Here is a 19,221-nt window from a genome sequence, read left to right on the forward strand (position 1 = left end):
GGGTGCCGTGGGCGGCGTGGTTGACGTGGACGGGGTTGAGGCGGTCGAAGGATTCGGAGGGGTGGGTGCGCCGGAGGAGGGCGGGGACGTCTCGGAAGTCTCCGGAGAAATCGGCGAGTTGGGGTCGGTCTTGCGCTTTCGCGGTTCGCTCTGCGGATTCATGACTCGAAGATCTCGCGATCGGCCGCTGCGCCGCGACCCCTGTGGATAACTCTGGGTGACGAGTTATCCACAGGCTCGGGCGGGGGTTCGCGCATTGTCAGTGGCATCGGGTTGCATGGGGGCATGAGCAACGAAGATCTGCGTGCCGCAGCCGATGCCGTCCTGACCCGGCTCGTCGGCGATCCCGGCGGTACGGCCCGGCTGCGCGAGGACCAGTGGCGGGCGATCGAGGCCCTGGTCGCCGAGCGTCGTCGCGCGCTGGTCGTGCAGCGCACGGGCTGGGGCAAGTCGGCGGTCTATTTCGTCGCGACCGCGCTGCTGCGCGAGCGCGGCAGCGGACCGACCGTGATCGTCTCTCCGCTGCTCGCCCTGATGCGCAATCAGGTGGACGCGGCGGCTCGGGCCGGGATCCGCGCGCGCACGATCAATTCGGCCAACACCGAGGAGTGGGACACCGTCCAGGCCGAGGTGGCGGCGGGTGAGGTGGATGTCCTGCTGGTGAGCCCCGAGCGGCTCAACAATCCCGATTTCCGTGATCAGGTACTGCCCAAGCTCGCGGCGGCGACGGGGCTGCTGGTGGTCGACGAAGCGCACTGCATCTCCGACTGGGGCCACGACTTCCGCCCCGACTACCGGCGGCTGCGCACGATGCTCGCCGATCTTCCGCCGGGCGTGCCCGTGCTCGCCACCACCGCGACGGCGAACGCGCGGGTGACCGCCGATGTCGCCGAACAGCTCGGGACGGGTGAGGGGACGGCCGAGGCGCTGGTGCTGCGCGGTCCGCTGGACCGGGAGAGCCTGAGTCTGGGTGTGCTGCCGCTGCCGGACGCCGCACACCGGCTGGCCTGGCTCGCGGACCATCTGCACGAGCTCCCGGGTTCGGGGATCATCTACACCCTCACCGTCGCCGCCGCCGAAGAAGTCACCGCCTTCCTGCGTCACCGCGGGCACACGGTCGCGTCGTACACCGGCAAGACCGAGAACGCCGACCGCCAGCAGGCCGAGGACGATCTGCTCGCCAACCGCGTCAAGGCGCTGGTCGCCACCTCCGCGCTGGGCATGGGCTTCGACAAGCCCGATCTGGGATTCGTGGTGCATCTGGGCTCGCCGTCGTCACCGATCGCGTACTACCAGCAGGTGGGCCGGGCCGGCCGTGGCGTCGAGCACGCCGAGGTGCTGCTGCTGCCCGGCCGGGAGGACGAGGCGATCTGGAAGTATTTCGCCTCGCTGGCCTTTCCTCCCGAGGAACAGGTGCGCCAGACCCTGGACGTGCTGGCCACCGCCGGCCGGCCGGTGTCACTGCCGGCCCTGGAACCGCAGGTCGAACTGCGCCGCTCGCGCCTGGAGATCATGCTCAAGGTGCTCGACGTGGACGGCGCCGTGCAGCGCGTCAAGGGCGGCTGGATCTCCACGGGCCGGCCCTGGGCGTACGACACGGAGCGCTATGCGTGGGTGACGCGGCAGCGCGAGGCCGAGCAGCAGGCGATGCGCGACTACGCGACCACGACCGGCTGCCGGATGGAGTTCCTGCGGCGGCAGTTGGACGACGAGGCAGCGGCCGCCTGCGGACGGTGCGACAACTGCGCCGGGGCGCGGTTCACCGCCGAGGTGTCGGCCGCGTCGCTGGATGCCGCGCGCGGTGAGCTGGGGCGTCCGGGCGTGGAGGTGGAGCCGCGGCGGATGTGGCCGACGGGGCTGCCGGCCGTCGGCCTCGACCTCAAGGGGCGCATTCCGGCGGGCGAGCTGGCCGCGACCGGCCGGGCCCTGGGCCGGCTCTCCGACATCGGCTGGGGCAATCGGCTGCGACCGATGCTCGCGGCACAGGCACCGGACGGTCTGGTTCCGGACGATGTGGCCTCCGCGGTGGTCACGGTCCTCGCCGACTGGGCGAAGGGGCCCGGCGGTTGGGCCTCCGGGGAGGCGGACGCCCCGGCCCGCCCGGTGGGGGTGGTCTGCCTCTCCTCGCGCACCAGGCCCCAGCTGATCCGCTCGCTGGCCGAGCGGATCGCGGCGGTCGGCCGGATGCCGTTCCTGGGCGTGGTGGCATCGGAGGAGGACGGCGCCGACACCAGGATTCCGCGCAGCAACAGCGCCCAGCGGCTGCGCGCGCTGCACGGCTCACTCGGCGTACCGCCGCAGCTGGCGCAGAGCCTCGCGTCCGTGGGCGGTCCGGTGCTCCTGGTGGACGACTACGCCGACACCGGCTGGACGCTGGCGGTGGCCGCCCGTCTGCTGCGCCAGGCTGGAGCCGAGGGGGTGTTTCCGCTGGTCCTCGCCGTGCAGGCGTAGGTGAAGGTCCGGACGTGATCAACGGCCGCCCGGTGGAACCGTGGTCGTCGGGGGTCCGCTGCCGACGCCTGGGGCCGGGGCCGGCTCACGGGTGCGACAGCAGGGAACATTCGCCACACATGGCGCGATTCCAGTCTCCTGAGGGAATTGCTCGTTGCCCGCATGCCTGTACGACCGCAAGAATTGGAGGTGCTTCCCCGTACCGGCCGTTCCGCGGTCACGCTCGGTCATGCCCTGGCACTCGGACGCCAGGACTCCGGCCGATGCGCTGACGCGTGGACGAAGGGAGGACCCGTGACCTTCGACTTCGTCCCGCCGCCGCGCCTTTCGCCGCCCTCATTGACCGATCCCGCCGCCCGGCTGGGCCGGATGCTGGAGCCCGCCGAGTGGGCCTCGGCAGGTATACCCCTGCTGCGCAATCCCCGTGAGGTCGTCGCCGGTCTGCACGAGCGGCATCGTCCGGGGACGTCGACGGCGATCGTGGCGGTGCTCGATCCGCAGGGTCGGGTGACGGCCAGCGCGTCGTTCACCGAGCCCGCGGCCGCCCCCGACGGATGGGAATTCCGTAATGCCCTGCTGGTGCATCTGCGCCGGGTGATCCCACACGACCTCCGGTTGCGCGCCCCGGTCCGGACGGCTGTGCTGCTCTACTGCCGTGACGGGGACCCCCGTTGGACGGAGACCGACGGAGCGTGGATGTGGGGGCTGCGCGACGCCTGCACGCTGCACGGTCTGCGCTGCGGCGCGTACATCGCGCTGACCCCCGAGCGCTGGCAAGTCCTGGGCGAGGGCCGGGGCGGCCGCCGTCCCGGCCCTTCGGCCAAGGAAAAGCGGGGCACGGAAGCCCGTCCTGCGGGAGTGGGCTTCGCCGCGGCGCGCCGCAGCACGGCACCGCGCCCGGACACATCCCGTACGGCCACGGTCGTCGCGCAGGGCCGGCCGGCACCACGGAGCACCGGTGGCGGGGCACCGGAGGCCCACCGGCACACGGCGGCACGCTGAGATCACCTCGCGCCGTACGGGAGCGCAAGACCGCACGAAAACACCGGCCGTACGCGGAAAACTTGCCGTACGACAAGGCGCGAGCCGTGGAAGGACGCGAGACTCGTACCCGGGAGCGCGGCTGGGGCCGTGCGGGAACGCAGGCGAGCCCGACGGCCTTGGGGCCGACGGGCTGCCGCGAGCCGGAGCGGTCAGACGCCGGCGCCGAGGGCGGTGTTGATCTGCTGCGGGTCGCCGCAGACGATCAACAGCGTTCCGGCGCGGGCCATCGCCGACGGCAGCGCCCGCGCGGCGACCTCGTCCGTGCCGCCGTTGACGGCGACGACCACGACGGGGCGGCCGGTGGCACGCTCGGCCCCGGCGTCCGCGTAGAACACGTCGTCCACGGCGTCGTGTTGGGCCCAGTAGGACGCCTCGCCGAAGGACAGTTCGTGCGCGGCCCACGGGTGGGTCTCACCCGTGGTGAGCACCAGGATTTCACCCGGGGCACGCCCCGAGTCCAGCAGCAGGTCGACGGCTTCGTCGGCGGCGTCGATGGCCCCGGCGGCGGGCGCCGGAATCAGCTGGAGCTGCGCTCCGGCCGTGCCGGTCGTGCCGACCGGGGGCTGCGGGGAGCCGGTGCGCTGCGCCGGCGGAGCGGCGACAGGCCCACGCGGCGGGGCAGCGGGTCCGGGCTTGCCCGGACGGGCACTGGCCGCGGGAGCACCGCGCGGCGGCGCGGGGCGGGGACCGGGGCCAGGGACAGGACGGGGGGTCGGCGCGGTACGGCCGGCGGCCGGAGTTGCGCGGGGACCCGGGACACTCTCGTGAATCTGAGGCTCCTCGGGGATGAGAGGCATAAAGGGATGTCTATCAAACGTAAGTGCGGGACACGTCATCGGGTACCGAATTGATGCCCGCACCGCTCAGAAGTCGAAGCCGAGTTGGCCGCCGGCTTCCAGAGCGGCTGCTTCGGGGGTGATGCGCACCTTCTTCAGATGCCGCCACCGGGGCAGCGCGTCCATGTAGGACCACGACACTCGGTGGTGCGGCGTGGGTCCGTACTCCTCCAGGGCGATGCGATGGGTCGGCGACGGGTAGCCGGCGTTGGCCGCGAAGTCGAAGTCGGCGTATTCCAGGCCCACTTCGGCCATCATCGCGTCGCGCTGCACCTTGGCGAGCACGGACGCGGCGGCAACCGCGATGCAGGACTGGTCCCCCTTGATGACCGTGCGGACCTGCCACGGCGTGCCCAGGTAGTTGTGCTTGCCGTCGAGGATGATCGCGTCCGGACGGACCGGTAGCGCCTCCAGGGCGCGTACGGCCGCGAGCCGAAGCGCCGCGGTCATCCCCAGCTCGTCGATCTCCTGCGGCGAGGAGTGCCCCAGGGCGTACGCGGTGACCCACTGACCGAGCACGGCGCACAGTTCGGCGCGGCGCTTGTGGGTCAGCAGCTTGGAATCGGTGAGTCCGTCGGGCGGTCGGCGGAGTCCGGTGATGGCCGCGCAGACGCTGACCGGTCCGGCCCAGGCTCCGCGTCCGACCTCGTCGATCCCTGCAACGATCTTGGCGCCCGTCGTGGCGCGCAATGATCGCTCGACGGTATGGGTGGGGGGCTCGTACGGCATGGCGCCAGCCAGATTACGCCTATTCGGCCGAGCGTTCCGCATCGGATCCACACCTGGCCGCAATCCGCGGCGGTGCGGGAGCGGACGGATCGGGCGGGTGACCCTACCGATGGGTACGTGAGCCGCCGGTGTGCGGCCTTCCGGGCCCGGCGGATCGTTGCCGTTCGCTCTCTCGGACGCGGGCGGGCAGGGCGAAGTGGTGGGTTCGCGCCGCGCGTTGGCGCCGGCGGCCGCGTCCGGAGCTCAGCCGGGTACCGGGGCGGATCAGCTCACGGGGCACCGGGGCGCGGCGTCACGGTGGTGCGGCGTCGCGGGGCAGGTGTGGGTCGGCGTGCGGTCCGTGCAGTGGGTGCGGTCAGTGCAGTAGGAGCGGCCAGTGCAGTGGGTGCGGTCAGCGCAGTGGGTGCGGTCAGTCTTCGAGGGTGGGGGCCCAGGACGGGAGGGGCTCGGTGCCCTCCAGCCATGCCGCAGGGGGCGCGCCGGCGGGGGCGGCGGCGACGATCCCGCCGACGATGCCGCAGGTGGTGTCGACATCGCCACCGGCCCGCACGGTGGTCCAGAAGGCCTTCTCGTAGTTGCCGAGATGGCGGGCGGCCGCCCACAGGGTGAAGGGCACGGTGTCATGGGCGCTGGTGCGCCGGCCGCAACCCAGGACGGCGGCGACGGTGCCGGAGTCGGCGTAGTCGAGCATGTCCCGGGCCCGGCGGAGTCCGGCCTGTACGGCGCTGCGCGGGATCAGTTCCAGCACCCCGTCGAGCAGCTCCTCGGGGCCGGTCCGCCGGCTCGGGTCGGCGACCAGGGCGGCCGCCGCGGCCACGGCCATGGCGCCGACCACGGCCTCGCGGTGCTGGTGGGTGGTGTAGGCGGAGATCTCCGCCTGGTGCGTGGCCTGCTCGGGGTCGTCGGCGTACCACGCGCCCAGGGGGCGATGCGCATGGCGGCACCGTTGCCCCAGGACCCCTGGCCGTTGAAGAGCGCCGACGACAGCTCGCGCCAGTCGCCGCCCTCGCGGATCAGCCGGAGCAGGCGATTGACGGCCGGGCCGTAGCCGCGGTCGAAGTCGTGGTGGTCGGCGAAGGAGGCGGCCAGGGCGTCCTGGTCGATCCGGCCGTGCGCGACGAGCACGGCCAGGACGGAGCAGGCCATCTCCGTGTCGTCGGTCCACTGCCACGGGGTGGGCGGCAGCTCGCGGCGCTTGAGGGCGGGATAGTGGGCGGGGACGAAGAACTGGGATCCGAGGGCATCGCCCACGGACAGTCCGCGCAGGCTCGCCAGAGCCCGCGCACAGCGGTCTGCGTCACGGTGGTCGGGGGTCATCGGTGTGCACTTTAACCGGTGATGCCATAAGGCTCAGGTTCACACCAGCGCTCGAAGGGCCGGTCGAGGGTGTAGCGGCCGTCCGGACCGAGCAGCAGGGTGCGCCATTCGGCGTTGCCCGGGTTGGACAGCGACTCGAATTCGGCGACGGTCCAGTGGAACCAGCGCATGCAGAACAGCCGCATGGTGAGACCGTGCGTGACGATCAGGACGTTCGGCGGATGGTTCGGGTCCTCGAAGCTGCGCCACAGGCTCTCCAGGAACGCCCCGACCCGGTCGTAGACGTCCGCACCGGACTCGCCCTGGGCGAAGCGGTAGAAGAAGTGGCCGTACGCGTCCCGGTACGCCTTCTGCAGCCGTACGTCGTCGCGGTCCTGCCAGTTCCCCCAGTCCTGCTCGCGCAGCCGCGGCTCCTCGCGCACGCGGACCCTCCCCGGGTCGAGGGCGAGCTCGCGGAAGGTCTGGTGGGTGCGCCGGTAGGGCGAGACGTAGGCGGAGACCCGCTCCTCGCCGAACAACTCGCGGAGCGGGCCACCGGCCTCCTCCGCCTGCCGCCGCCCCGTCTTGGTGAGGGAGAGGGCGTGATCCGGTTCCCGCTCGTAGATGGAGTCGTCGATGTTCCCCTCCGACTCGCCATGCCGGAGGAGCACGATGCGTCGGGGGCGAGCCATGCGGCCAGCCTAAAACGCCTGCCCTGTACATGCCGCACGCGGCCCGTCGCCGCTGTCGTCGCGGCAGTCGTCGCGGCAGTGTCCGGGGCGTTCGGTGTCGGTGTGGCCCGGCGCGCGGGGAGCCGAGGACACGGCCGCGCCGGCGCCGGCGGTCGCCGCCGGTGGCGGTGGCGGCGGTTGTGGCGGCGGTGGTGGCGGCGTCCGGCCTCATTGGGCTGGTCCGAACTCGGTGGGCCGGTCCGGAATCGATGCGCCAGTCCGGACTCGATGAGCCGATCCGGACTCGATGGCCGGTCCCGGCTCGCCCGTCGATCGGGTCGGCATGGACGCCCGCCGGTGCATACGGCATGCGCACGGACGGGAAACGCGGACGCGAAACACGGCCGGGCGGGAGGCGGACGGCGCCGCCTTCGGCTCGGCCCCGCACCGATCGCGGCGGTGGCCGCGGCAGGCAGCAGGCTCAGGCGGCGACCAGGGCCGGGCGGCCGTTGCGCATTTCGAAGGGGCGGCCGCCGAAGCGTCGGCGGAGCAGTCGGTCGTGGGTGACCATGACCAGCGCACCGGGCCAGGCCGCCAGTGCCGCTTCGAGCTCCTCGACCAGGTCGAGGGCCAGGTGGTTGGTGGGTTCGTCGAGCAGCAGCAGGTCGGCCGGGCGGGCCAGCAGCCGGGCCAGCGCGAGGCGACGCCGCTGACCGGCCGAGAGTGCACCGACAGGCACCTGGAGATCGCGTTCGCCGAACAGCCCGAAGGACAGCAGCAGATCGGCCAGCTCTTCCGGATGGCCGGCCAGGCCCCGGCGGAAGGCGTCGAGCAGCGGCTCGGCCGGGCGGGAGACCGGTATTTCCTGGGCGAGGAAGCCGATCCGTCCGCGGCGCAGCACCGTGCCGCTGTCCGGTGCCGTGAGCCCGGCCAGGACCCTGAGCAGGGTGGTCTTGCCGGCGCCGTTGGGGCCGTGGATGAGCAGCCGCTCCCCCGCCGTGACACTGAGGGAGTCCACGGCGAGCCGGTCCCCGACCCGTACGCCGTCGAGCTCGACGAGGGTGCCCTCGGCGCTGCCGAGGCCCGGGGCCGCCCGGAAGTGGAGCGGTTCCGGCGGCTTGGGGACCGGGTCTTCCCTGAGTCTGCGCAGCCTCTCCTGGGCGTTGCGCACTCTGCTGGACACCGATGCCTGGACCCGGCCCTTGGCCCGGTCGTACGCCATCTTGTTGCCGTCCTTGATGGCCCGGCCCGGGGCGACGCCGTGCGCCGTGCCGGCTGCGAAATCGGTGAGGTGGGCGATCTCTCCGCACCATGTGGCGTACTCCTGCTCCCAGCGCCGGCGGGCGGTGGCCTTGGTCGCCACGAAGGTGCCGTAGCCGTCGCCGTAGCGGACGAGTCCCCGACGGTCGGCGTCGACCTCGACGATCGCGGTGGCGATCCGCTGGAGGAAGAGCCGGTCGTGCGAGACGGCAAGGAGCGTGCCCCGGTGGGCGAGCAGGGCGCCTTCCAGCCAGTCGAGCGCGGCGGCGTCGAGGTGGTTGGTCGGTTCGTCGAGGAGCATCACCTCGGGGGCCGCGGCGATGAGACAGGCGAGGCCCAGACGGGCCTGCTCGCCGCCGGAGAGACTGCCCAGCAGCCGGTCGTGGCCCAGCCCTTCCAGCCCGAGGGCGTGCAGGGCCGCCTCGACGCGGGCGTCGGCCTCATAACCGCCGCGCAGCTCGAACAGCGTGAGCAGATCGCCGTATTCGTCGAGCCGGGCGGCCGGGGCGTCGCCGAGTCCGCTCTCCAGAGTGCGGAGCCGGCGCTCCAGGTCCCTGAGGTCGGCCAGGGCTGCGTCGATCGCGTCCTGGACGGTGCGGTCCGGCGGGAGATCGGGGGTCTGTCCGAGGTATCCGATACCGCCGTCAGCGGTCAGCACGACATGGCCGCCGTCCGGCTGCTCGACACCCGCGATCAGGCGCAGCAGCGTCGACTTCCCGGCGCCGTTCTCCCCCACTATCCCGACGCGTTCGCCGGGCGCACCGAAGTGAGACGCCGTCGAGCAGCAGGCGCTCGCCATGGGACTTGGTGATGTCGTGCAATGAGATCTGAGTGGGCATACAACCTCCCCCGACAAACGCAACCCTCGTTGCGTTACGCTCATGATGGCACAGCACACCCACCTAACGCAACTGGAGTTGCAATTGACTGGAGAATCCGCGCGCGATCAGGCCGGCAGCGCCGAGCCCTCCGCCCCGGCACCCGCCGCCCCGGCGGCCGGACCGCCCGCACCCGCGCCGCGGTCCGCGACGCCGTGCTGGCCGGCCTCACCGAGCACGGCTACCCCGGCCTGACGGTCGAATATGTCGCCGAGCACTCCGGCGTGCACAAGACCACGCTGTACCGCCGCTGGAAGGACGTCGAGGGCCTGGTCGCGGACGCCCTCGACCTGGCGGGCGAGGACAGCTGGACCCCACCGGACACCGGATCGCTGGAAGGCGATCTGCGGGCGCTCGCCCATGAGGTCGTCGCCTCCTTCACCGATCCCGCGGTGGCCGCGTCGGGCTCCGCGATGATCGCCGCCGGCTTCCAGTCGGAACGGGCCGCGGAGGCACTGCGCGCCTATTACGCCGAGCGGTTCACGCGCTGCGAGGCCCTCGTGGAACGTGCGGCCGAGCGCGGTGAGTTGGCCGCGCCGCTGGATGCCGGCGCGCTCGTCCGGTCCGTCTCCGCGCCGCTCTTCTTCCGCCTGTTCATCACCCGGGAGCCGGTCGACCTCACACTCGCCGACCAGGCCGTGGCGGCGACACTGGCCGCCGCACGCGCGGGGGTGTTCGCCGGCGGCGACACCGTGGGGGCCACTCCGGACGCGGGCTCCTGACCCTGCGGGCGGGGCGGACCGATCCGGTCACACCGTCCAGGACGGTTCGAGCTGCACCACGTCCCCCGCGATCGCCCGGACGTCCGCGGCTATCTGAGCCCGCAGCGCCAGCCGCTCCACCCGTTCGGGCCGGTACTTCCCGCGTTCCGCCGCCGACTGCCACATCGAGAGGACCAGGAACTCCTCCCCGGGTGCCCGCCCCAGCATCCCCGGAGCATCCCCGGGGAGCCCGCCATCGCCGGATTCCAGACCTTCTCCTGCATCAGCATGAAGTGGTCCACGCGTTCCTGGCGCACCTGGCAGTGCGCCAGCCGCAGCACGTCCACATCGCCGAACGCGGGACGGAAGCCCACCTTCACATCGAATTCGTGCTCGAAGAGCCGGACTTGGGCATCCTTGTAGGTGCCGGTCTGGGCGGCCGCGAGCCGGTCGTGCGAGCGGGCCATGAAGGAGTCGTAGAACGCCCGGCTCTCCCAGAAGGCGACCAGATGCGCCACGTCCGGCCGGCCCCGGCTCCATCCGCCGCCCTGTCCACGAAACCCCGGTTCACCCAGCAGCCCCGCCCATTTCCGCTGCCCCCGCTCGAACCCTCGACGGTCCACTACGGTGAGGCGAATCCACTTGACCAGCACCGCGCCATCGTACGGCCCGGGGGCCGATCCGGATCACTGTGCGTACCACCCCGAACTTCCTTACGGGCGGGGATCGATGGGCGTCAGTACACCCAGCCGCCGCTCCACCGCCTCGGCCGCCTCCAGACACAGGTCCTCCCGGTAGGAGCGGCCGATCAGCTGCACGCCATACGGGAGCCCCTCGATTACTCCGGTGGGCACGGCGACCGCGGGCACCCCCACGAAGCTGGTGGCCGTGCACAGCCGCATGGCGCTCTGCACCCGCCGATAGCCCTCGTCGTCCCGCACCTCCTCGCCCGGCGCGAACGGCGGATCGGTGAACACCGGGCCCAGGACCAGCGGATACACCTCCAGGAACTGCGCCCAGGCCCGTTGGATGCCCATCCGCACACCGGTCAGCCGCAGGTACTCGGTCAGCCCCACAGGAGCGACCTCGGCCATGCCCCGCTCGATGTAGCGGTGCCCGCCCTCGCCGAGCAGCGGCTTGACCACCGGCCAGGTGGTGGCGAACTCGGTGCGCGTCATACGGGCGTACGCCTCCAGGGCCTCGTCCAGCCGCGGCACATCGGCCACCTCGCTCACCTCGTACCCGGCGTCCCGGAGCGCGTCCGCGGCGCTCTCCACCGCCTCGCGCACCGAGGGATGCACACCGTGCCCGCCCGGGTCGGTCACCATCGCCACCTTGACGGGCCGTCCCAGCGGCTCGCCGTACAGGGGCACCGGTACCGCCCTCGGGTCGCGGGGATCGGCTCCTGCCAGTACCTCGTAGGCGAGCCGGAGATCGCCGACCGTCCGGGCCAACGGCCCGTCGGTCACGAGGAGCTGGGCCGCGAGGGGCGGATCATCGGGTCCGATGCGGTGATCGGCGGCGAACCGCCCGTAGGTGGGCTTGAGTCCGGCCACTCCACAGAAGGACGCCGGGATGCGCACCGACCCTCCGGAGTCGTTGCCGAGGCCGAGCGGAGCCATTCCGCTCGCCACGGCCGCGCCGTCACCACCACTCGTGCCACCCGGGGTGACCGCCCCGCACCAGGGGTTCGCGGTGTCCCCGAACAGCTCGCTCCGGGTGTGGACACCGGCCAGGATGAGCGTCGGCATATTGCTGTGCCCGATGGGGATGCCGCCCGCCGCGCGCAGCCTTGCCACCGGGGGTGCATCGGCGCGAGCGACGAGGTCACGGAAGCGCTCCGCGCCGAAGGTCGTCGGTACGCCCTCGATGGCGGTGCTCTCCTTCACCGTGAACGGCACCCCGGCCAGCGGCCCCGGTTCCACCCCCTCGGCGCGCTTGCGGTCGACCGCCGCCGCCTCGGTCCGGGCACGTTCGGCGAGCAGCTGAGTGACGGCGTTGACGGCCGGGTTGACCTCACCGATCCGTGCCAGATGGGCATCGACCAGCTCCACCGCCGACACGTCTCCGTCGCGCACCGCCGCCGCCTGGGCAGCGGCCGTCAGCTTCCACAACACGCTGTGCATTTCTCCCCTTTCGGCGCCCGGGCCCGGACGCCGTACGTTCCGCCGCGGGTGCCGGACCACCTCGTCTTTCCGATGCATCTGCATCGGTTCGGCATCGTAACCTTGCCAGCGATACGCCCGCATCGAATAAACCGGAGCGCAGAGAATGCCCAAGCAGGTGGACCACGAGAGCCGACGTCGGCAGATCGCCGAGGCGGTGTGCCAACTCGCCGACGAGAGCGGGCTGGAGGGGGTGACGCTGCGCGATGTCGCGGCGCGCGCCGACGTGTCCATGGGAGCCGTCCAGCGCTGCTTCCGCACCAAGGAGGAGATGCTGGTCTTCGCGCTCGGCCACATCGGCGAGCGGCTCGGCGCGCGGGTCGCGGCACGGCTCACCGCCTCGCCCGCACAGTCGGCACGCACCGCGTTGGGCCACGCCACGACCGAGGTCGCACTGCTCCGGGACGAGCACCGGGCCGAGGCCCGGGTCTGGCTCGCCTTCGTGGCCCAGGCCGCCGTCAGCCCCTCGCTGGCCGAAATCCTGCGCAACAACTACGCCGGTCTGCAGGCGGTGTTCACGCGACTGATCTCCGAGGCCTCCGAAACCGGAGCACCGGAGCGGGCGGCACACGCACTCCTCGCCCTCACCGACGGCCTCACCACCCACGTCCTGATCGGCCACCTTTCCCCCGCCGCCGCCCTGGACGTCCTCGACGCCCATCTGCACCACCTCTGGAGCCAGAAGGCAACCTGAGGCGCATACGCATCACCCGCCCCGAGGCCCCAAGGGCACTTTCCAGCCAACCGGAATGCCATCAAGTCACCTCTGACCAGGGGAAGTTCCCCGGCGCCCTCGGGCACGGGGCGTGGCACGATGGTCACCAACGGGAAGTCCCGGGGGACCGTCCGCGCGACCGCGTCGGCGGCGCCGCACCCCGGGGGACGAGGGAAGGGAAGCCCGGTGAGCACGCTCAACAAAGGGATCGAGAAGGTCGAAGTAGCGCTCAAATGGGATCCGAGCCCGATGGGCACGCCGGACCATGACCTCGACATCGTCGCGGCGCCCTACACGGCCGACGCACCCCACGGCGACCCGGCCTACCTGGTGCACTTCGACAGCAGGTCACCCGACGGGACCATCAACCTCAACCGCGACAGCCGGACCGGCCAGGGTTTCGGCTGGGACGAGATCATGACGCTCGAACTGGACCGGCTGTCCGAGACCTACGTACGGGTGGTCGTCGGTGTGGCCATCCAACAGGGCGACGACCGCATCACCTTCGGCGACGTCGCCAACGCGGCCGTACGCATCCGCCAGGGCTACACCGACCTGGCCTCGCACGGCTTCGCCGAGGTCGCGCAGTCGACCGCGACGACGGTCGCGGAGTTCACCCGGGACGAGACGGGCAGCTGGCACTTCAACGCCGCACTCCGCGGCTTCGACACCGAACCGGCCGACTTCGCCCGGCTGATGGGGCACTGACCGAGGCGTTCCTGCGGCACCCACTGGAACGGGACCAACGCCGTAGGGCCGCTCCCCATGGAGGGCGCGGCTATCCGCCCTCCCTCTTGCGGCGGCGGTGCGCCGCGACCCGAGCCCGTGACGCGCAGGCGGTCGAGCAATAGCGGCGAGCGCTCCCGGGGCCGAGGCCCAGATAGAGCGTGGTGCACCCCGGAGCGGCGCATTCCCCCCAGGGGATCCGGCCGTATTCGGTGAGGATCTGCGCCAGCGCCAGGGCACTTGAGGCCATGAACCACTCGGCCCAGGTCGCGTCGTCCCCCCGGTCGATGTGCAGATGCCAGGTGTGCCCGTCGTGCCGCGAGAGGTGCGGACGGGCCCCGCATTCGGCCAGCAGCGCATTGATGGCGTGGGCGGCCCGGTCGACGTCGGGCTCGGCGAGGAGAGCGCCGAGCCGGTCCGCGGCCGCCCGCAGCCCCTCGGCGTCTTCCCTGGTGAACGCCTGCTCGGTGAGGTCCTCCGGGCGTTCACCGTGGCGCGCGAGCAACCCGGCCAACGCCTCCCGGGAGATCCCAGGATCGGCACGCACCGCGTTCACCAGATCCTTCAGCCGGTCCGCGGGCCGGAACCCACGCCGCACCTCCGCCGCCTCAGCCGTCACGGACTCCCCGCTCCCCGCGCTCCTGGCGCATACCCATGGTCCCGCTCACGCCTCTCCAGAGTAACGGCTTGTGTCAATAAGCCGTTACATCGCATTCTTGGGGCCAAGGTCCGCTCACCGGAAACCTGGAGATGCGTATGCCGCGGCAGCCCGCCACCCCGGGAGGACGCAGAGGATTACCGCTCTATCTGGCCACCGCCTTCTTCGCCCGCCTCGCCGATGAAGGGATGGCCGTGGCGGTCGTCCTGCTGGCGGTGGACCGAACCGGGAGCGCGGCGCAGGGCGCGTTCGTCCTCACGGCCTGGATGGCGCCACATGTGGTCGCGGCTCCCCTGGTGGGCGCCCTCGCTCCCCGGGTACGCCGCCTGCGACTGTGCCACCTCGGGGCGCTGGGCGGTTTCGCCGCGTCCATCGCCGCGCTGTCGCAGCTCCTCGGGCGGGCCCCGCTGCCGGTGACGCTGGGCGTCGCCCTGGCCGGCGGCGCTTGCGGCCCGGTCGTCTCCGGGGGCCTGTCCAGCCTGATCGCCGTTCTGCTGCCGACGGGCGGACCGCGCGACCGGGCCTACGCCCTGGACGCGACGGTCTACAACGCCGCCTCGGTGGCCGGACCCGCCGTGGTCAGCGCGGTGGCCGCACTGGCCTCACCGGGCGCGGCCACCCTGCTCCTCGGGGGCGCCGCGGCCCTGGGGGCGGTGCTGGCCGGCGGGCTGCCGTTCGGGCACAAGGAACAGCCGGCGCCCGGCGCCGCACCGGCCACCACGCTGCGCGCGGACCTCATGGCCGGACTCGCGGCCGTATGGCGCACCCGTGAGCTGCGCGCCATCACGGCGGCGACCTGTCTGGCGTTCGGCGGCCTCGGTGGGCTCACCACCACTACGGTGCTGCTCGCCGCCCACCGGGGACACCCGGGGGCAGGCGGCGCCCTGTTGACGGCGTTCGCCATCGGGGCGCTCCTCGGCTCGCTGCTGGTGGCGCGCCGGCAGCCACCCCTCCCGGATCACCGCCTCGCCACCGTCGCGCTGTGCGGGACCGGCCTGCTGCTGGCCGCCGCCGCGCTGGTCCCGTCCCCGATGGCCGGCCTGGCCCTCTTCGCTCTCGCGGGCGTGTGCGACGGCCCGTTGCTGACCGCCACGCTGCGCATCCGCGCCGCGCACGCGCCACCGCGGACCCGGGCGCAGGTCTTCACCCTGGGGGGGGCTGAAGTTCACCGCGGCAGCCGTGGGCGCGACGCTCGTCGGCGCGTCGGCCGCACTGCCGCCGGCCCTCCTCCTGGCCGGCATCGCCGTGGTCCAGCTGGCCGCCGCGGCCCTGCACGCTCTGCTCCGCCCCCGGACGACCGGCCGCGACGGTGCCCCGAACACGCCGGAGGGGACCGGCGCTCGACCGGTCCCCTCCGTACATCCTTGAGCCCTGCCGGCCCGCCGCGCGGGCCGTACGGGCCGCCCCGGAGACCTCTCCGGGGCGGCCCGTCACAGGCTCAGCTGCAGCCGCTGGTCGACCCGCAACCCTCGCACAGGTAGCAGCTTCCGGCGCGCTGCATCTTCGTGCCGCAGGAGAAGCACAGCGGGGCGTCGGCGTTGATGCCGAGCTGCATCTCGACCAGTTCGGCGTTGGTGTGCGCCTGCTTGGGAGCCGAGGCGGCGGCCTCCTCGACGATCTTCACCGCCGGGGTGGACTCCTTCGGCGGGTCGATCTGGCGCGGCGCCGACTGGGCCAGGCCCTCGACGTCGACCTCGTCCTCGGACGGCTCGTACGAGCCGGTCTCCAGGTGGCGCGTGCGCTCCTCCACGGAGTGGATGCCGAGCGCCGAGCGGGTCTCGAACGGCAGGAAGTCCAGCGCCAGGCGGCGGAAGATGTAGTCGACGATCGACTGCGCCATCCGCACGTCCGGGTCGTCGGTCATACCGGCCGGCTCGAAGCGCATGTTGGTGAACTTCGAAACGTAGGTCTCCAACGGGACGCCGTACTGGAGGCCGACCGACACCGCGATGGAGAAGGCGTCCATCATGCCCGCGAGGGTCGAGCCCTGCTTGGACATCTTCAGGAAGACCTCGCCAAGACCGTCGTCCGGGTAGGAGTTGGCGGTCATGTAGCCCTCGGCACCGCCGACCGTGAAGGAGGTGGTGATCCCCGGACGGCCCTTAGGGAGGCGCCTGCGGACCGGGCGGTACTCGACGACCTTCTCGGCGACCGGCTCGACCGCGGCCTTCTTCTCCTCCTCCTTCTTCTTGGCGGAGAGCGGCTGGCCGACCTTGCAGTTGTCGCGGTAGATCGCCAGCGCCTTCAGGCCGAGCTTCCAGCCCTGGAAGTAGACGTCCTCGATCTCCTCCACGGTGGCCGTCTCAGGGACGTTGACCGTCTTGGAGATGGCACCGGAGAGGAACGGCTGGGCGGCGGCCATCATGCGGACGTGGCCCATCGGGGAGATGGAGCGCTCGCCCATGGCGCAGTCGAAGACCTCGTAGTGCTCCGTCTTGAGGCCCGGGGCGTTGACGACATTGCCGTGGTCGGCGATGTGCGCGACGATCGCCTCGACCTGCTCGGGCTGGTAGCCGAGCCGCTTGAGCGCCTTGGGGACCGTGTTGTTCACGATCTGCATGGAGCCGCCGCCGACCAGCTTCTTGAACTTGACCAGCGCCAGGTCCGGCTCGACACCCGTGGTGTCGCAGTCCATCATCAGGCCGATCGTGCCGGTCGGGGCCAGCACGGACGCCTGGGCGTTGCGGAAGCCGTTCTTCTCGCCGAGGCGCAGCACGTCCTGCCAGGCCTCGGTGGCCGCGGCCCAGACCGGGGTGTCCAGGTCGTCCATGCGCACCGCGGCGCCGTTGGCGTCCGAGTGCTGCTTCATGACGCGCTTGTGGGCGTCGGCGTTCCGGGCGTAGCCGTCGTACGGGCCGACGACCGCGGCCAGTTCGGCGGAGCGGCGGTAGGAGGTGCCGGTCATCAGGGAGGTGATGGCACCGGCAAGCGCGCGGCCGCCGTCGGAGTCGTAGGCGTGGCCGGTGGCCATCAGCAGGGCGCCCAGGTTGGCGTAGCCGATGCCCAGCTGGCGGTAGGCGCGGGTGGTCTCACCGATCTTCTGGGTGGGGAAATCGGCGAAGCAGATGGAGATGTCCATCGCGGTGATGACCAGCTCGACGACCTTGGCGAAGCGCTCGGCGTCGAAGGACTGGTTGCCCAGGTCGTCGTCGCGCAGGAACTTCAGGAGGTTGAGCGAGGCGAGGTTGCACGAGGAGTTGTCCAGGTGCATGTACTCGCTGCACGGGTTGGAGGCGGTGATCCGGCCCGTCTCCGGCGAGGTGTGCCAGTGGTTGATGGTGTCGTCGTACTGGATGCCGGGGTCGGCGCACGCCCAGGCGGCCTCCGCCATCTTGCGGAACAGGCCCTTGGCGTCGATCTCCTCGATGACCTCACCGGTCAGGCGGCCGCGCAGGCCGAACTTCGAGCCGGACTCGACGGCCTTCATGAACTCGTCGTTCACGCGGACCGAGTTGTTGGCGTTCTGGTACTGGACGGACGTGATGTCGTCGCCGCCCAGGTCCATGTCGAAGCCCGCGTCGCGCAGCGCGCGGATCTTCTCCTCCTCCTTCACCTTGGTCTCGATGAAGGCCTCGACGTCCGGGTGGTCGACGTCGAGCACGACCATCTTGGCCGCGCGGCGGGTGGCGCCACCGGACTTGATCGTTCCGGCGGAGGCGTCGGCGCCGCGCATGAAGGAGACCGGGCCGGAGGCGTTGCCACCGGAGGAGAGCAGTTCCTTGGAGGAGCGGATGCGGGAGAGGTTCAGACCGGCACCGGAACCGCCCTTGAAGATCATCCCCTCTTCCTTGTACCAGTCCAGGATCGACTCCATGGAGTCGTCCACGGACAGGATGAAGCAGGCGCTGACCTGCTGCGGCTGCTTGGTGCCGACGTTGAACCACACCGGGGAGTTGAAGCTGAAGACCTGGTGCAGCAGGGCGTACGCCAGCTCGTGCTCGAAGATCTCGGCGTCCGCCGGGGAGGCGAAGTATCCGTTCTCCTCGCCGCTCTTGCGGTAGGTCTTGACCACGCGGTCGATCAGCTGCTTGAGGCTCGACTCCCGGCTCGGGGAGCCCACCGCGCCGCGGAAGTACTTGCTCGTGACGATGTTGACCGCGTTCACCGACCAGAATTCGGGGAACTCGACGCCACGCTGCTCGAAATTGACCGAGCCGTCGCGCCAATTGGTCATGACGACGTCACGGCTCGACCATTCCACCTCGTCGTACGGATGCACGCCGGGCGTGGTGTGAATGCGCTCGATACGCAGACCCTTGCTCGCCTTGCTGCCCTTGGCGCGGGAGCCTCGTGCCGGGCCGCTCGTCGTCTCTGTCATTCCGCCTCCCTGTATACGGGCAAACGCCCATATGTGCGCACGCATTCCGTGGCACGGTGTTTGTCTTTCTGCTACCGGGGCGCCCTGCTCTCGCCCCGATACAGGTCTGGATGCGCGCCGAGCTCAGTCGGCGGCGGTGGCGGGCACGGGAACGGCCGCGTCGGCCTCCCCGTCACTCCCGCAGCCCGGGCCGGGCGGGCCCTGCTCGCGCTGCTCCCGCAGCTCGGCAATGGCCGCCTCGAAGTCCTCGAGCGAATCAAAAGCCCGGTAAACGGACGCGAAGCGCAGGTACGCGACGAGGTCGAGTTCCTGCAGCGGGCCCAGTATGGCGAGCCCGACGTCATGGGTGGACAGCTCGGCGCTGCCGGTCGCACGCACCGCTTCCTCGACCCGCTGGCCGAGCTTGGCGAGCGCGTCCTCGGTGACCGGGCGGCCCTGGCACGCCTTCCGCACCCCGGCGATGACCTTGTCACGGCTGAAGGGCTCGGTGACCCCGCTCCGCTTGATCACCATCAGGGACGCCGTCTCAACGGTCGTGAAACGGCGGGAGCAGTCAGGGCACTGGCGGCGCCGGCGGATCGCCGTCCCGTCGTCCGTCGTCCGGCTGTCGACCACCCGGCTGTCGGGGTGCCTGCAGAAGGGGCAGTGCATGGCTCGACCCTCCTCACCCTCGCTATACGGACGTACGTACGCCAATGATCCCGGCGCACGACGAATAACCTCCGCCGGTCCCCATGGGCCCTCGGAGCAGCCCCAAGCATAGGCGATCCCCG

At 71.6% G+C, this 19,221-nt stretch carries 12 protein-coding genes and 4 pseudogenes; 6 read left to right on the forward strand and 10 right to left on the reverse strand.

Going from position 1 to position 19,221, the window contains the following annotated elements; translation table 11 throughout:
• Positions 1-285 precede the first annotated feature (285 nt).
• Positions 286-2,451 carry a RecQ family ATP-dependent DNA helicase gene (locus OJ254_RS00325; protein WP_265360788.1) on the forward strand — a complete coding sequence of 722 codons (2,166 nt, stop codon included), beginning with the start codon at positions 286-288 and terminating at the stop codon, positions 2,449-2,451.
• A 294-nt stretch (positions 2,452-2,745) separates the two neighbouring features.
• Positions 2,746-3,453, forward strand: a complete 708-nt coding sequence (locus OJ254_RS00330) for a hypothetical protein (protein ID WP_423835792.1) — start codon at positions 2,746-2,748, stop codon at positions 3,451-3,453.
• Positions 3,454-3,644: 191 nt separating this feature from the next.
• Here OJ254_RS00330 and OJ254_RS00335 read toward each other — a convergent pair whose 3' ends face one another.
• The 5 genes and pseudogenes from OJ254_RS00335 to OJ254_RS00355 form a co-directional block, all read right to left on the reverse strand.
• Positions 3,645-4,292: a hypothetical protein gene (locus tag OJ254_RS00335; RefSeq protein ID WP_265360789.1), complete on the reverse strand. Its 648-nt coding sequence runs from the start codon at positions 4,290-4,292 to the stop codon at positions 3,645-3,647.
• A gap of 66 nt (positions 4,293-4,358) precedes the next feature.
• Entirely contained in the window at positions 4,359-5,060 is a 702-nt protein-coding gene (locus OJ254_RS00340; protein ID WP_265360790.1) for a ribonuclease HII, read from the reverse strand.
• Between the two features lie 409 nt (positions 5,061-5,469).
• Positions 5,470-6,377, reverse strand: a pseudogene (locus tag OJ254_RS00345) (ADP-ribosylglycohydrolase family protein).
• Positions 6,378-6,388: 11 nt separating this feature from the next.
• On the reverse strand, positions 6,389-7,048 hold the full coding sequence (locus OJ254_RS00350) for a histidine phosphatase family protein (protein ID WP_265360791.1): 660 nt from the start codon (positions 7,046-7,048) through the stop codon (positions 6,389-6,391).
• Between the two features lie 460 nt (positions 7,049-7,508).
• Positions 7,509-9,126, reverse strand: a pseudogene (locus tag OJ254_RS00355) (ABC-F family ATP-binding cassette domain-containing protein).
• An 83-nt stretch (positions 9,127-9,209) separates the two neighbouring features.
• On the opposite strand from OJ254_RS00355, the gene OJ254_RS00360 reads away from it, so the two are divergent.
• Positions 9,210-9,887: a TetR/AcrR family transcriptional regulator gene (locus tag OJ254_RS00360; RefSeq protein ID WP_423835989.1), complete on the forward strand. Its 678-nt coding sequence runs from the start codon at positions 9,210-9,212 to the stop codon at positions 9,885-9,887.
• A gap of 27 nt (positions 9,888-9,914) precedes the next feature.
• On the opposite strand, the pseudogene OJ254_RS00365 reads toward OJ254_RS00360, so the two are convergent.
• Positions 9,915-10,519: pseudogene (locus OJ254_RS00365) on the reverse strand (YdbC family protein).
• Between the two features lie 60 nt (positions 10,520-10,579).
• Positions 10,580-11,992 carry an amidase gene (locus OJ254_RS00370; RefSeq protein ID WP_265360792.1) on the reverse strand — a complete coding sequence of 471 codons (1,413 nt, stop codon included), beginning with the start codon at positions 11,990-11,992 and terminating at the stop codon, positions 10,580-10,582.
• Between the two features lie 145 nt (positions 11,993-12,137).
• Between OJ254_RS00370 and OJ254_RS00375 the strand changes: the two genes are divergently transcribed.
• Together OJ254_RS00375 and OJ254_RS00380 are read left to right on the forward strand one after the other, a co-directional pair.
• The gene (locus OJ254_RS00375; RefSeq protein WP_265360793.1) at positions 12,138-12,725 is read left to right on the forward strand and encodes a TetR/AcrR family transcriptional regulator; all 588 of its coding nucleotides are present in this window, start codon (positions 12,138-12,140) and stop codon (positions 12,723-12,725) included.
• A gap of 120 nt (positions 12,726-12,845) precedes the next feature.
• The gene (locus OJ254_RS00380) at positions 12,846-13,454 is read left to right on the forward strand and encodes a TerD family protein (protein WP_341483528.1); all 609 of its coding nucleotides are present in this window, start codon (positions 12,846-12,848) and stop codon (positions 13,452-13,454) included.
• 70 nt (positions 13,455-13,524) lie between these two features.
• Here the strand turns inward: OJ254_RS00380 and OJ254_RS00385 are convergent, their stop codons facing one another.
• Positions 13,525-14,091, reverse strand: a complete 567-nt coding sequence (locus OJ254_RS00385) for a CGNR zinc finger domain-containing protein (protein ID WP_265360795.1) — start codon at positions 14,089-14,091, stop codon at positions 13,525-13,527.
• A 137-nt stretch (positions 14,092-14,228) separates the two neighbouring features.
• Between OJ254_RS00385 and OJ254_RS00390 the strand changes: the two are divergent.
• Positions 14,229-15,498, forward strand: a pseudogene (locus OJ254_RS00390) (MFS transporter).
• Positions 15,499-15,568: 70 nt separating this feature from the next.
• Here the strand turns inward: OJ254_RS00390 and OJ254_RS00395 are convergent.
• Positions 15,569-18,448 carry a vitamin B12-dependent ribonucleotide reductase gene (locus tag OJ254_RS00395; protein WP_265360796.1) on the reverse strand — a complete coding sequence of 960 codons (2,880 nt, stop codon included), beginning with the start codon at positions 18,446-18,448 and terminating at the stop codon, positions 15,569-15,571.
• 123 nt (positions 18,449-18,571) lie between these two features.
• On the reverse strand, positions 18,572-19,099 hold the full coding sequence (gene nrdR, locus OJ254_RS00400; protein WP_265360797.1) for a transcriptional regulator NrdR: 528 nt from the start codon (positions 19,097-19,099) through the stop codon (positions 18,572-18,574).
• Between the last annotated feature and the right edge of the window lie 122 nt (positions 19,100-19,221).

Source organism: Streptomyces endophytica, assembly GCF_026153355.1.
Taxonomy (GTDB): Bacteria; Actinomycetota; Actinomycetes; order Streptomycetales; family Streptomycetaceae; genus Streptomyces; species Streptomyces endophytica.

Bases quoted from the DNA above. Each gene is read 5' to 3' on its own strand.
- OJ254_RS00325 (WP_265360788.1), top strand. From the start codon at position 286: ATGAGCAACGAAGATCTGCGTGCCGCAGCCGATGCCGTCCTGACCCGG.
- OJ254_RS00335 (WP_265360789.1), bottom strand. From the start codon at position 4,292: ATGCCTCTCATCCCCGAGGAGCCTCAGATTCACGAGAGTGTCCCGGGT.
- OJ254_RS00340 (WP_265360790.1), bottom strand. From the start codon at position 5,060: ATGCCGTACGAGCCCCCCACCCATACCGTCGAGCGATCATTGCGCGCC.
- OJ254_RS00350 (WP_265360791.1), bottom strand. From the start codon at position 7,048: ATGGCTCGCCCCCGACGCATCGTGCTCCTCCGGCATGGCGAGTCGGAG.
- OJ254_RS00370 (WP_265360792.1), bottom strand. From the start codon at position 11,992: ATGCACAGCGTGTTGTGGAAGCTGACGGCCGCTGCCCAGGCGGCGGCG.
- OJ254_RS00375 (WP_265360793.1), top strand. From the start codon at position 12,138: ATGCCCAAGCAGGTGGACCACGAGAGCCGACGTCGGCAGATCGCCGAG.
- OJ254_RS00380 (WP_341483528.1), top strand. From the start codon at position 12,846: ATGGTCACCAACGGGAAGTCCCGGGGGACCGTCCGCGCGACCGCGTCG.
- OJ254_RS00395 (WP_265360796.1), bottom strand. From the start codon at position 18,448: ATGACAGAGACGACGAGCGGCCCGGCACGAGGCTCCCGCGCCAAGGGC.
- nrdR (WP_265360797.1), bottom strand. From the start codon at position 19,099: ATGCACTGCCCCTTCTGCAGGCACCCCGACAGCCGGGTGGTCGACAGC.